This is a genomic window from Lysinibacillus sp. EB271-A1-10B (assembly GCF_058791335.1).
Genome location: NZ_JBYTDL010000006.1, coordinates 117,244 through 131,484, shown reverse-complemented (window position 1 = coordinate 131,484; position 14,241 = coordinate 117,244). Strand labels below are relative to the sequence as shown.

The following is a 14,241-nucleotide window of genomic DNA, read 5'->3' as shown; positions in this document are numbered from 1 at the left end:
AACTACTGAAACGGAAATGGGAGCGACTGCTGAAAAGGAAGTAGGGGTAACTACCGAAACGGAACTAGAATCAACTACTGAACAGGCGCTTACTACCGAAAATGTAGTGATTCCCGAGGAGAATGATATTGATCTAGAAGAGTATCCAGAACAACCTTCTAAATCAGCTGATACATTCGTGGAAAATCAAGTGATGGAAATGCCTCGAAAACCTGTGCATGTGTATCAAAAGCCAGATGATGAGTTTTTAGAGCCACCTGAGGAAAAAACACAGGATACGGAGTGGATGGAGCAACAGGGAGATACGCTGGTAGAAGCTTTGTCTTATTTCCAAGTCTCAGCTCAAATAGAATCCATTATGCAAGGACCTGCCGTGACGCAATTTGAAATAACAGTGAGTCATGGTACGAAGGTTAGTAAAATCCGTAATCTATCAGATGATTTGAAGCTTGCATTGGCAGCGAAAGATATCCGCATCCAAGCACCGATTCCTGGGAAGAGCTCAATTGGCATTGAGATTCCGAACCGTGTATCTCGCGCTGTTCGATTATCGGAAGTGACAAATAGTGCTTCTTTCCTTGAGTCAGATTCACCGTTAGAAGCAGCATTGGGTCTGGATTTAACAGGGAAGCCTGTAACCATTGATTTACGAAAAATGCCACATGGTTTAATAGCCGGAGCTACAGGTTCTGGTAAATCAGTTTGTATTAATTCAATTTTGGTTAGCTTATTATATAAAGCTGCACCACATGAATTAAAACTGATGCTAATCGATCCTAAAATGGTAGAATTAGCACCGTTTAATCATATTCCACATCTAGTTAGTCCAGTCATCACAGATGTTAAAGCGGCTACAGCTGCACTTAAATGGGCAGTAGAGGAAATGGAGCGTCGTTATCAGTTATTTGCTCATGCGGGTGCGCGTGATATTACACGTTATAATGCAATTGCGGATAAAAATAATGAACATAGTTTAAAATTACCGTATATTCTAATTGTCATTGATGAATTAGCAGATTTAATGATGATGTCTCCTGCAGATGTAGAGGAGGCAATTTGTCGTATTGCGCAAAAGGCACGTGCTTGTGGTATCCATTTAATTGTTGCAACTCAAAGACCTTCTGTTGACGTTATTACAGGGCTTATTAAATCAAATATTCCTACACGTATTGCATTCGCGGTATCTTCACAAATCGATTCGCGTACTATTTTAGATGGGCAAGGTGCAGAAAGATTACTTGGACGGGGCGATATGTTATATTTAGGCAATGGTATGTCTGCTCCAGTGCGTTTGCAGGGTACATTTGTGACAGATGATGAAATTGAAGCGATTATTGAGCATGTTCGTGAACAAGGAGAGCCGGATTATATATTCGATCAAGAGGAACTTTTAAAGAAGACGGAAGTTTCGGCTGAGCAAGATGATCTGTTTGAGGATGTATGTCGATTTGTTTATGAGCAGGGAGGTGCTTCTACGTCCTTGATTCAGCGCAAATACCATATTGGTTATAATCGTGCTGCTCGTTTAATCGATATGTTGGAATCACATGGTTTTGTGTCCGAGGCAAGAGGCAGTAAACCAAGAGAAAGTTATATTACAGAAGAAGATTTAATTGCTATGTTTGAATAAGAATTGTATTGTTTTCGTATAGATTATCTTAATTACGTCGAAATTAGTTTTTTTAGAAAAGTTACACATTTATCCTTATGCATAAATAGTGCTATAATAGACGAGATGTGTTGATTAGTACGTATTTTTTTGTACTTCCAAAGGTATTAATACCTAATAATTAGTGAAAAAATACGTTACACCTAATAGATGATAGAAGGGATATTGAATTCCCGGGGGGTTTAATTAATGACAGTTTTTCATTTCACAGGCATTAAAGGTTCTGGCATGAGTTCACTTGCACAAATCTTATTTGATGCTGGTGAACAAGTACAGGGCTCAGATATTGATAAATATTTTTTCACGGAACAGCCGTTACGTGAGCGTAATATTTCAATTTTTCCATTTAATGCAGATAATATTAAAGAAGGTATGACAGTTATTGCAGGGAACGCATTTCCTGATGATCATCCCGAATTAGAGCGTGCACGTGAAATCGGTGTAGAAGTTATTCGTTACCATAAATTTTTAGGTGAATATATCGGTAATTATACGTCGATTGCTATTACGGGTGCACATGGTAAAACATCTACGACAGGCTTAATGTCTCATGTTGTAGGAGGTTATAAGCCAACTTCTTATTTAATCGGTGATGGAACAGGAGCTGGGCATGAAAATGCTGACTTCTTTGTGATGGAAGCATGTGAATACCGTCGACACTTTTTAGCTTACAATCCCGATTACGCAGTAATGACTAATATTGATTTTGACCATCCTGACTATTTTGCAAACATAGAGGATGTATATTCAGCCTTTCAAGCATTAGCATTACAAGTTAAAAAAGCCATTATTGCTTGCGGTGATGATGAACATTTACAACGTATTCAAGCGAAAGTACCGGTTGTTTATTATGGATTTGGGGCTGAAAATGATTTTGAGGCTCGTAATGTTGAAAAAACAACAAAGGGTACAAAATTTGATGTATTTGTCCGCAATGAATTTTATAGTACATTCTTTATCCCGTTGTTTGGCGATCATGCGGTATTAAATACCTTAGCTGTTATTACGCTTTGCCAATATGAAGGTATTTCACCAGACATCGTTCAAGAACGTTTAAACACATATAAAGGTGTGAAAAGACGTTTTACAGAGACGGAAGTTGGGAATAATGTTTTAATAGATGACTATGCACACCATCCAACTGAAATCCGTGCAACGGTTCAATCGGCACGACAAAAATTTCCGGATCGTGAGCTAGTAGCTATTTTTCAACCACATACATTTACACGTACACAAGCTTTTTTACAGGATTTCGCAGATAGTCTAAGTCTTGCAGATACAGCATATTTATGTGATATTTTTGGCTCTGCAAGGGAAACACAAGGCGCACTTTCAATCCAAGATTTAGCGTCTTTAATTGAAGGCAGTGCAGTGATTACCACTGAAGGAATCGATGTGTTGACAAAGCATAAGGGCGCAGTATTTTTATTTATGGGCGCTGGCGATGTTCACAAATTCCAAGATGCTTTTGAAGACGTGCTAAAGAACAACGAAACAGCTTAATCCGCAAGGAATAAGCTGTTTTTTCTCAAAAAAGAGAAGGGATTCCGTTTTTTTTGTCGAAAATAAGGAAATGAATAGTAAAGAGAATTTGTACTTGCAGGAGGTCTAGTTATGGAAGTTATTTTGTATATTGCAGCAATCATCGCAGCAATCGGTTTTTTAATTTTTTGTGTGAGCGTAGGAATGACATTATTTTCGCTCAAACCAATCCTTAACAGTTTAGCAGGAACATTATCGGGTATAGAAGGTCAAATGGAAGGTATTACACGTGAAACGACTTCCTTACTAGCTAAAACAAATAGCTTGGCAGAAGATATTCAAGAAAAATCTGAACAGTTAAATTCTGTTGTTCATGCAGTCAAAGGAATTGGTGACTCTGTGAATGGTTTAAATAAATCTGTACAGCAAATTACTTCTTCAATTTCTACAAGTGTGGAACAAAATGAAGAAAAAATTGCACAGGTTGTTCAGTGGAGCAATGTCGCAATCGGCATTGCTGATAAGTGGAAAAAACGTAAAATTATCGAACAGGCCAATGAGGTGATTCAAGATGATGTTTATCCTTTTGAATCAGCGCAAACTGAAAAATCGAAAAGAAAATGGGGCCGTAAAAAATAATTATTGTTCGGTAGGCGTTAATGCCAGCCGAATAAAAATAAAGTCTTAGGCATAAGTTGAAGAATGCATCCGCAAAAGCAGATGGACAACCAGTCTAGGCAAATTAGATAATAAGATGGGGAGGAATTGTTGCATGACAACTCAAAAGCCAAATTTTAATGAAGTGAAGGAACAACAACTTGAAAGTTCATTGCCGCAGCTTTATCATCCGCAAGAATCGATTTATGAAGAGGAGCGAGTGAACATGAAAGATTTCGTTATTGGTGCATTAGTTGGGGGTATAGTAGGTGCAGCTGCAGGCTTATTACTAGCTCCGAAATCAGGAAAAGATTTACTTAGCGATGTAGCAGTACAAGCTGTCAACCTAAAAGATAAGAGTGCAGATTTCTCGACAACTGCAAAAGATAAAACCGTTCAATTATCTAAACAAATTCAAGAACAATCTACACAATTAGTAGAGAAAGTAAAAACATTAAAATCAGCAAAGGCACCAACTGTTTTTGACGATGGTACTGTATCTTTCGAGGGTGAAGAGCCACTGGAGGATTTCATTTCTAGCGAAGAACCTAAAGCGCAGGATGCTAGTGAAAAAAAGGAACAAGCTGAAGAAAAAAGTGAAGAAGTTCGCGCGTAATAGATAAAAGGGATACGATACATCTGACAACGATGTATCGTATCCCTTTTTTAAGATATAGGCGCTTTTTCTAGTAAAATTTCTAGTTTATCACCGCCGAAAATCTCCATATCGAAGCTTGCTGATTGACCATTTCGTAAAATCGTAAAATTACCTTTAAAAGTAGTAGGCAGTTGCCAATTAGAGAAGCGGAACACATCCTGGTATATCCAACGACTTCGGTCTTTCTCTTTAAATGAAATAGCGGCCCCATTTGGGACGGTTGAATGAGGTGATACCACTACTTGATTAACGAGAACTTCGTTAGCCATTTTTTTTAGCTCTACTACTTCGTTTTGAAAGTGTATGATGATTTTATCCTCAAGTAAAACACTCATTTGGTCAGCAATCCGTTGAACGGAAGGATATGTTTGTTGCTGAAATGTAAGTACATCACCATCTTGTACAGCATATGACATTTTTGATGGTTTACCATTAATCATTAAATGAGCTGAAAAATCTGGTAAATAAAGTGGCTTTCCATCCACTTGAATATAAAATGACTCAAATTGTTTTAATAACGCCCAATTATTTGTGAGCTTAAATACATCCTCGACTGTTTCAGCTATTTCAAACATCACAACATCTCGATCATTTAATGCACTATCGAGTGATGCAAGGGAACCATTAACAGTTATTTGTGGTTCAATTACATATTTTGTTTCTTGAATCGTAACAGTTTTAATGGCAGCATCATCTACAATATCTCTCACCGTAGCATTAGCTTGCTGACCGTCTTGGCCTTCAATTAGCTGGATGGCATCACCTGTTTTAATCATCGTTTTAGTGGATGCTTGGTGGCCATTCACTAAAATTTCTGCCGGTTGACCGTGACCACCAGGAATGAAAATATCTTGTCCATTTACATTCACTGATAGTCCATGCCCCGGTTTTCCATATAACTGCTTTGCTCGAATATTGGCTGCTAAAAATGCATCAGCAACAGTCATTTCTTTTAATTCAAAAAGGCGCACTACTTGTTCATTGACAGTTAGACTCATATATTGAATAGGCGTTTTTTTTGCTGCAATCGCAATACCAATTGGAGTCACTAATTCAGGAGATGCTTTAATATGATCTTCCTTTGTTAAGTTTTGAATAGCGTCAATCCCTCGAACGGCAATGCGATTGGCAGGTAAATTTAGTATAAGTCCAAGTTCAGTTGTAAGTTTGGGTGTTAAGCTTCCTCCACCAACAAGCATTACCGCTTTAGGAGCTGACTGATTATTAAGACGTAATATTTCTTCTCCAATGGCTTTCGCCAGTTGCTTGACAGCAGGATCGATTGCTTGAAGAACTTCCTCTTTCGGATAATATTGATCAAAGCCTAAAATATCCTGAATTAATATTTCTTCTTCTGTTTGCAGTTGACGTTTCGCTTGTTCGGCAACTGGGAAGTCGAGTAAATAATGGTCACTTAATGCTTCTGTTATTTCATCACCAGCCGTTGGTACCATGCCATACGCAACAACAGTACTTTTATCGGTAATGGCAATATCAGATGTACCAGCACCAATATCAACTAGCGCAACATTTAAACGACGCATTGTTGGGGGGATAAGCACGTTAATAGCTGCAATAGGTTCTAATGTTAGTGCATCCATCTCTAAATCCGCCCGTTTAAGAGCTGCGATAAGTGATTCTACGACAACTCTTGGCAAGAACGTAGCGATAACTTCAATTTGTGCTTCATCGCCTTGCTGATCGAGTAGGCTCCCAATCTCCTCTCCATCTAAACGATAGTATAGAACTGAATAACCAACACAATAATAGTGGCTTATTTTAGCATCATCTTTGTGTTGAAGGAGCTGTTGTTGTGCCTGTTGAACAGCTTGTAGTTCTAAGCGGCTTATATCTTCTTCTGTAAAGATTGGCCGATTACGAATATTGATTGTCACGCTTGCTTGTTCTGTTTTCAGTGAGCGACCAGCAGCAGCGACACTCACTTTTGTTAAAGGACCATGCTTCTCTTCAAGTTCATGTTTAATTTCATTGATTAAATCTGCCACATACATGACGTTATGTATTTGACCATCTACCATGGCGCGTTCTTTATGTTCTTTTACTAAAATGTCTTCCACGTGAAAGTGGTCATTATCTTCTGCTAAAATAATGCCTACTACAGAACGTGTACCGATATCAAGTGCAAATAATTTTGAACTCAATGTACTCGCTTCCTTTCTCGTAATATGTTAATATAATTATATAATTTAGCGAGTTGAAGCGCTAAATTAAAAATGCGTGACATTCTGTGCAACATTGATTATAATGTTGCTATTATCTAAAAATGTAACATACATTTCAGAGTTCTGAAAGTGTCTGTCATAAGGAGAGGAGCAAGAAAGCATGAGCCAAAAAGATTTAGAAAGCTTACGTAGTCAAATTGACGGTTTGAACTTAGAAATTCTTCGTCTAATTAACGAACGAGCAGCAGTAGTAGATGAAATCGGTAAGATTAAAGAAAAACAAGGTGTGATTCGCTATGATCCATTGCGTGAACGACACATGCTTGATCTTATTAAAGAGCACAATCAAGGTCCATTAAACCAAATGACGGTAGATTATATATTTAAACAAATCTTTAAAACAGCTTTAAAACAACTTGAAGCAGACAAGAAAAAAGAGTTACTTGTATCACGTAAGAAAAAATCAGAAGATACTGTCATTAATATAAATGGTGAGCTAATTGGACAAGGAAAACCATCTTTCGTATTTGGACCTTGTGCTGTAGAGTCATACGAACAAGTAGCAGCGGTAGCAGAATCTATTAAAGCAAAAGGTGAAAAATTAATTCGTGGTGGTGCTTATAAGCCACGTACTTCTCCATATGACTTCCAAGGTCTTGGGTTAGAAGGACTTAAAATTTTAAAACGTGTGTCAGAGGAATACGGTTTAGGTGTTATTACGGAAATTGTTACACCAGGCCATTTAGAGGAAGCATTAGATTACATCGATGTTATCCAAATTGGTGCACGTAATATGCAAAACTTCGAATTATTAAAAGCAGCGGGGGCAACAAATAAACCTGTTCTTTTAAAACGAGGCTTAGCAGCGACAATTGATGAATTCATTCACGCAGCAGAATACATTATGTCTAAAGGAAATGAAAACATCATTCTTTGTGAGCGTGGTATTCGTACTTACGAAAAAGCAACACGTAACACATTAGATATTTCTGCTGTACCAATTTTAAAACAAGAAACGCATTTACCAGTATTTGTAGACGTTACGCACTCAACAGGTCGTCGTGATTTACTATTACCATGTGCTAAGGCGGCAATTGCTATTGGAGCTGATGGCGTCATGGCAGAGGTGCATCCAGATCCATCTGTAGCACTTTCAGATTCACAACAACAAATGGATATTCCAACATTTGATGCGTTCTACCAAACACTACAAAATTTCATGAAGAACCATGAAATCAATGCTTAACTTCTTTCAGCAATACCGGCTGAAATAGAGGAACTCGGTCTAAGAACGCCACGTCCTGTGGCAATTTATCTGTGCGAAAGCGAAGCGGCAGCAACACACGGCTGAGTGACCAACATTGGTGCTGTTGCTGGCGCTACGTTAGCACTACGCTTTCGCGCAAAAAACATCGTGCTGCTGACGCTACGTTAGCACTACGCTTTCGCGCAAAAAACATCTGTTGGCACAAAGCCTCCGGTGGATGTCACGGAATCGGGAAGGAGTTCAATATAGGAAATTAGCCTAAAATCATCGCAGCCATGCGATATCGGCTAACTGACCTGTATCCTGTTGTTGCTGCCGCTACGTTAATACTGCGCTTTCGCACAAAAAACATCTGCAGGCCTAAGCACAAAGCCGATCCCAGACGCAATATGCCGAGGCATAATTGATATGTTGATAAACACCGCTTGCTTTAATTGGCAGGCGGTGTTTACTATATAGTGACAAAATAATGTCTAGAAGAGTACTACTTGTACTTGGTTTTTCTTTTCATATACATACTGCTTCTTGAAAAGAATATGAAAATTATCGTATGATAAGGCTATTAAAGGAAAAAGGGAGGCACGTACGATGACTGTTACAATTTATGATGTTGCAAGAGAAGCAAATGTTTCTATGGCAACTGTCTCTCGTGTAGTCAATGGTAATCAAAACGTAAAACCGGCAACACGAAAAAAAGTATTAGAAGTGATTGAACGATTAGAGTATCGTCCAAACGCAGTAGCGCGAGGATTAGCAAGTAAGAAAACAACAACAGTTGGCGTGATTATCCCGGATATTGCAAACAATGTTTATGCGGAGCTGGCGCGTGGTGTTGAGGATATTGCAACAATGTATCGTTACAATATTATTTTAGCCAACTCAGACCAACATGAAGATAAAGAGCTTCAGCTACTGGATACAATGCTGGGGAAACAGGTTGACGGTATTGTCATGATGAGTGACGAAGTAACTGAAAAAATGCAACAAACTATGGATCACTCTCCTGTGCCAATTGTACTTGCAGGTTCAGTAGATGAATCACAAACAATTGCGACTGTTAATATTGATTATTACCAAGCAGCATATGAGGCGGTTACATTACTTATTCAAAATGGTCATAAGCGAATCGCTTTCGTAACAGGTCCGCTTTCGTATACTATTAATGGAAAATTCAAACTTGCAGCTTATAAAAAAGCCTTACAAGATGCAGGTTACCCTATAGATGAATCACTAATCGCTGCAGATGAATCGAGTTATGATATGGGCTTAGAGGCGTGGGAAACATTATCCTCACTTGAAAATCCTCCAACTGCTTATTTTGCAGGTAGTGATGAATTAGCAATTGGATTGATTCATGGTGCACAGGATGCAGGCAAAGATGTACCTGAGGATATCGAAGTAATTAGCTTTGAAAATTCAAAATTAGCTCGGATGGTTCGTCCACAGCTAACAAGTGTCGCGTTACCACTGTACGATATCGGAGCTGTCGCAATGCGCTTGCTGACAAAATTAATGAGCAAAGAGCCTGTTGAGGACGAAGCGGTTATTTTACCGCATCGTATTGAACATCGACAATCTGTCAAAAGTAAATAACGATACTTAACACGTAAATCTGTTTAAGGATTTACGTGTTTTTATATAGTTGTATAGATGACTAAGAGCAAACGAAAAGCCCCACGATTGTCGTGAGGCATATTGTTAAGCGCGGTTCTCATTGCGAATAATATGTAGCGCCTTGGTTAGCATTTGCGTGTTTTTTTCTTCAATTTCAGTCTTTCTAGGGATTGGCTCATATAGTGGGTTTGGATCCTCCCAAGTTGGAATCAAAGGCACTGGTGATTCAGGCTGCCAACGATCTAACCATGCTTGAGGGAGGGGGCCTGTTGGAAATTGCTGATCTGTCATTTCAAGCCAAAGCATAGACCATGCGCGAGGCACAACACGCCAAATATCGTAGCCTCCACCGCCAACAGCAATCCATTTCCCCCCACAATATTCATGTGCTAATTTATGTGCAAGCTTTGGAATTTCTCGATAAATTTTCATTGTTCCATATAAATGTGTTAATGGATCAAAAAAATGTGCATCTGCGCCGTTTTGTGTTAGCACAACATCCGGCTTGAAAAATTCAAAGACTTCTCGCATAGCTTTTTCATATATTTCTAGGAAACTCTCATCTTCCGTAAAAGCATCAATTGGAAAATTAAAAGAAGTGCCATAACCCTGTCCATTTCCACGTTCCGTAATATTACCAGTTCCGGGGAAAAGATAACGACCTGTTTCATGAATAGATAGTGTACAAACATCTGGATCTTCATAAAAACTCCATTGCACTCCATCCCCATGATGGGCATCGGTATCTACATAAAGTACACGAGCCTTGTATTTTTCCTGCAAATAGCGAATGGCTACAGAACTATCGTTATAAATACAAAAACCTGATGCACGGCCACGGAAGCCATGATGTAGCCCTCCACCTAGATTGAGGGCGTGCTCGGCCTTTCCTTCCATAACATAATCGACAGCTGTTAACGTTCCACCGACAAGCTGTGCACTTGCTTCGTGCATATTTTCAAAAATGGGTGTATCTTCAGTACCGATGCCATAGCTTTCACATTGTGCTTCTGAAAGCTCGCCATGTCCTGCTCTTTTAACGATATCAATATATTTTTGATCATGCGCAAGTAAAAGCTCTTCCTCTGTAGCGACACGAGCTGGAACGATATCCAAATCATTAAGAGCATCAATATTCTTTAGCAAATCCATTGTAAGTGTCAAGCGTTTATGATTAAAAGGATGATTATCTGAAAATTTATATCCGAGTTGCTCTGACGAGTAAACAAATACTGCTTTTTTCATTGTAATGAAACACCTGGTAAATTTGGCCATAATACATCGAAGCCTTCTTTACGAAGTTCTTCAATCATAGCTAGTGGATTCAGGGTTTTTACTCGGACACTTAATATTTTATTTTGCGTATTTTCAGAGTCAGGATAAACTAAGACGCTTTGGACATTTGCATGATGTTCGCTAAAAATTTTTGTGACTTCAAATAATATTCCTGGCGTATCGGCTACACGAATTTCAATTTTTGAGCCGGGTTCAGTGGCGCCTGTTAACTCTATATATGTATAGAGTAAATCTGTAGTAGTTACAATCCCAACTAATTTCCCCCCAGAGACAATGGGTAAGCATCCTATTTTGGATTCATAAAAAGTAAGAGCTACTTCTTCTACGAAATCAAGCGGATGACCGACAAGTGGATTTTTAATCATAATTTCTTCCACTTTTGCATTAAAAACTGGAGAGTTAGGCTCATCCCGTAATGAGGAAGGTAAAGCCTCTTTTATATCTCTTTCTGTGATAACCCCAAGAACGTGATGTTCCTCATCTACAACTGGCAAATGACGTACTTTTTTCTCACGCATTAATTTCAGTGCTTCAACGACTGTATTTGTCGGAGCCAGTGTGTGAGGCTCATCATTCATAATTTCTTCAACGATCATATACTCATCCCCTTGTGTTGGTTTTAATACATGAAGCGATTTCTAAAACGAAGTCTATCAAATCTTTCCATTGTCTCAGGGGGTACGCGTTTTCCTTCACGTGCCATCAAGCAGTTAGCAGGATGTGATGTAATTTCAGGGTCATCTGTAGCAAAATATTCGAAGTTGGCAGAGCCCATCATTTTCTCCATCATTTTGCGATAATCCCAAACATTTAAACCAGTCCCTTTTAAGTCCCAATGCCAATAATATTCGGTAGTGATAACAAGATAATCTTCCATTTCATCTCCCATAAAAGACACGGCTAGTAGTGCCTTACCAGCACCTGTACCACGATATTCTGGAATGACTTCAATAGCACCTAGCTCAATCATGTTATCAATTCGATCTTCCGCCCATCGTTCAAGTGGATCGGGATATAAATAAGTGACGTAGCCTACAATAATGTTTTCATTTCGAATAATAATAATTCGTCCTTCAGGAAGCCCTGCAATTTCTATAATGGCTTGCTGTTGTTGCTTTGGAGGTCTAAAAGCAACCAAGCCTTCGTGGAATGAATATGTAGCTAATTTTTCTGGAGGAACAGGTCCTTCCACATACACAGTACCATGCTTTGTTTCCTTTGTGACAGAAAAAAAAGTTCTTTTATGTTCCATGATTACACCACCTGAGTTTAATAATTCCATTATAGCTGATTTCCTGCGGAAAAACGCTATTTATTGCAAAATATACCCGAGTTTTTAGAAAAATAAAAATATTAAGACAATCTTGATAAATTCGTGTAAAATATATGTATATTGCAACTGTTATTAAACAGATGAATGTAGTGTGAATAAGCATCCACTAATTTTATACTACCTAAACTGTTGTATAACAATTGCTACATAACGTATTTGTCTTTGGAGATGGTGGCGGATTTTGAAGGGGGAAAATAATGAAATTACGATTTGAAATTTGCTTACTAATATACTAAGGCGATAGCAAAGAGAGGGGTAGTTTCATGGGGATGAAAATGTTGGAGAAGTTGAATGCTTTACCGGGGCAATACAATTTGCTTGATTATGAAAAAGCTGCGGCAACACATGAATGGGCAGAGACAGAAAAGGGATTTAGTTGGTATGAAACAGGGCTTGTGAATATGGCATACGAGGCAATTGACCGTCATACGGAAACGCATCGAAAAAACAAAGTTGCACTTTATTTTAATGATGGAAAACGTAAAGAGGCTTATTCTTTCAATGAAATGAAGAAGCTGACAAATAAAGCTGCAAATATTTTTAAGGCAGCAACAAATTTAGAAAAAGGTGATCGATTATTTATTTTTATGCCCCGTTCACCGGAGCTTTATTTTTCTTTATTAGGCGCTTTGAAAATGGGCGTTATCGTAGGTCCATTATTCGAGGCATTTATGGAAGGCGCTGTTTATGACAGACTTGCAGATAGTGAAGCTAAAGTATTAGTGACAACACCAGAGTTACTTGAACGTGTACCTTTAGAAAAACTACCACATTTGCAGCAAGTCTTTTTAGTAGGGTCTGATATAGAGGAAACAACACAAATTTTAGATTTTAATAGACGCTTGAAAGAAGCATCTTCTCTATTTGACATTGAATGGGTGGACAGAGAGGATGGTATGATTCTTCATTATACGTCTGGATCAACAGGAGCACCAAAGGGAGTATTGCATGTTCATAATGCAATGCTTCAACAATATCAATCAACACAATGGGTATTAGATTTGCGTGAAGACGATATTTATTGGTGTACGGCTGATCCAGGATGGGTGACAGGCACAGCATATGGCATTTTTGGTCCATGGTTAAATGGTGTCACAATGCTAATTGTTGGTGGGAGATTTTCACCACAAGCTTGGTACCAAGCTATTGAGGATTATAGTGTAACAGTTTGGTATAGTGCACCAACTGCTTTCAGAATGTTAATGGGTGCTGGTAGTGGTATACTTGAGAACTATGATCTATCTTCGGTACGTCACATTTTATCTGTTGGTGAGCCGTTAAATCCAGAGGTCATTCGTTGGGGGACTGATGAGCTAGGTCACCGTATTCATGATACATGGTGGATGACAGAAACGGGTGCGCATATGATTTGTAACTATCCTTCTATGGATATTAAGCCAGGTTCAATGGGTAAACCATTACCAGGTATTCATGCGACGATTGTTGATGACGCTGGTAATGAAGTACCGCCTTTTACAATGGGAAATCTAGCAATCCGACGCGGTTGGCCAGCGATGATGCGTCAAATCTGGGGAAATCCAGAGCGTTATGAATCCTATTTCTTAAAAGGTGAATGGTACGTGACTGGGGACTCTGCCTATATGGATGATGATGGTTACTTCTGGTTCCAAGGACGTGTAGATGATGTTATTATGACAGCTGGCGAGCGGGTAGGTCCTTTCGAGGTAGAAAGTAAGCTACTAGAGCATCCTGATATCGTCGAGGCAGGGGTGATTGGCAAACCAGATCCTGTACGAGGTGAAATTATTAAAGCGTTTGTATCCTTACGTGAGGGTGTAGAACCTTCAGATGCATTGACTGAGGATATTCGCAATTTTGTTAAGAGGGGCTTATCTGCACACGCAGCACCCCGTGAAATCGAATTTAAGGATAAGCTACCAAAAACGCGTAGTGGTAAGATCATGCGTCGAGTGTTAAAGGCGTGGGAGTTAAATTTACCAACAGGTGATTTATCTACGATGGAAGATTAATTTTGTAATATAAGAAGCAGGAATTTATTCGGTCGACGAAAAATTCCTGCTTTCTTTTTTGAGAAAGTATAACTTCATTCAACGGGATATT

General features: G+C 38.8%; 11 protein-coding genes. 7 read left to right on the top strand and 4 right to left on the bottom strand.

The window, feature by feature from the left end:
- The 4 genes from AC3WSK_RS11045 to AC3WSK_RS11030 all read left to right on the top strand — a co-directional run.
- A partial coding sequence (locus AC3WSK_RS11045; protein ID WP_492535033.1) for a DNA translocase FtsK occupies positions 1-1,630 on the top strand: 1,630 nt, incomplete at its 5' end.
- Between the two features lie 228 nt (positions 1,631-1,858).
- Positions 1,859-3,172 (top strand): UDP-N-acetylmuramate--L-alanine ligase, encoded by a 1,314-nt coding sequence (murC, locus tag AC3WSK_RS11040; protein WP_079561643.1) that lies wholly within the window; start codon positions 1,859-1,861, stop codon positions 3,170-3,172.
- Positions 3,173-3,283: 111 nt separating this feature from the next.
- Complete coding sequence (locus AC3WSK_RS11035) at positions 3,284-3,790, top strand: DUF948 domain-containing protein (RefSeq protein WP_079561642.1); 507 nt, start codon at positions 3,284-3,286, stop codon at positions 3,788-3,790.
- Between the two features lie 133 nt (positions 3,791-3,923).
- Positions 3,924-4,424 (top strand): YtxH domain-containing protein, encoded by a 501-nt coding sequence (locus AC3WSK_RS11030; protein ID WP_427483210.1) that lies wholly within the window; start codon positions 3,924-3,926, stop codon positions 4,422-4,424.
- Between the two features lie 50 nt (positions 4,425-4,474).
- Here AC3WSK_RS11030 and AC3WSK_RS11025 read toward each other — a convergent pair whose 3' ends face one another.
- Complete coding sequence (locus AC3WSK_RS11025; protein WP_492412866.1) at positions 4,475-6,628, bottom strand: cell division FtsA domain-containing protein; 2,154 nt, start codon at positions 6,626-6,628, stop codon at positions 4,475-4,477.
- A 181-nt stretch (positions 6,629-6,809) separates the two neighbouring features.
- Here AC3WSK_RS11025 and AC3WSK_RS11020 point away from each other — a divergent pair, with 181 nt between their 5' ends.
- Together AC3WSK_RS11020 and ccpA are read left to right on the top strand one after the other, a co-directional pair.
- On the top strand, positions 6,810-7,895 hold the full coding sequence (locus AC3WSK_RS11020) for a bifunctional 3-deoxy-7-phosphoheptulonate synthase/chorismate mutase (RefSeq protein ID WP_079561639.1): 1,086 nt from the start codon (positions 6,810-6,812) through the stop codon (positions 7,893-7,895).
- A 609-nt stretch (positions 7,896-8,504) separates the two neighbouring features.
- Positions 8,505-9,509 (top strand): catabolite control protein A, encoded by a 1,005-nt coding sequence (gene ccpA, locus AC3WSK_RS11015; RefSeq protein ID WP_079561638.1) that lies wholly within the window; start codon positions 8,505-8,507, stop codon positions 9,507-9,509.
- 105 nt (positions 9,510-9,614) lie between these two features.
- Here ccpA and AC3WSK_RS11010 read toward each other — a convergent pair whose 3' ends face one another.
- Genes AC3WSK_RS11010 through AC3WSK_RS11000 form a run of 3 tightly spaced genes read right to left on the bottom strand, consistent with a single transcriptional unit; the run spans position 9,615 to position 12,078 of the window.
- On the bottom strand, positions 9,615-10,775 hold the full coding sequence (locus AC3WSK_RS11010; protein ID WP_492412863.1) for an acetoin utilization protein AcuC: 1,161 nt from the start codon (positions 10,773-10,775) through the stop codon (positions 9,615-9,617).
- On the bottom strand, positions 10,772-11,422 hold the full coding sequence (locus tag AC3WSK_RS11005) for an acetoin utilization AcuB family protein (protein WP_079561636.1): 651 nt from the start codon (positions 11,420-11,422) through the stop codon (positions 10,772-10,774). Before AC3WSK_RS11005 ends, AC3WSK_RS11010 begins: the two co-directional genes overlap by 4 nt.
- 23 nt (positions 11,423-11,445) lie before the next feature.
- The gene (locus tag AC3WSK_RS11000) at positions 11,446-12,078 is read right to left on the bottom strand and encodes a GNAT family N-acetyltransferase (RefSeq protein WP_079561699.1); all 633 of its coding nucleotides are present in this window, start codon (positions 12,076-12,078) and stop codon (positions 11,446-11,448) included.
- Between the two features lie 344 nt (positions 12,079-12,422).
- Here AC3WSK_RS11000 and acsA point away from each other — a divergent pair, with 344 nt between their 5' ends.
- On the top strand, positions 12,423-14,150 hold the full coding sequence (acsA, locus tag AC3WSK_RS10995) for an acetate--CoA ligase (protein ID WP_427483205.1): 1,728 nt from the start codon (positions 12,423-12,425) through the stop codon (positions 14,148-14,150).
- Positions 14,151-14,241 lie beyond the last annotated feature (91 nt).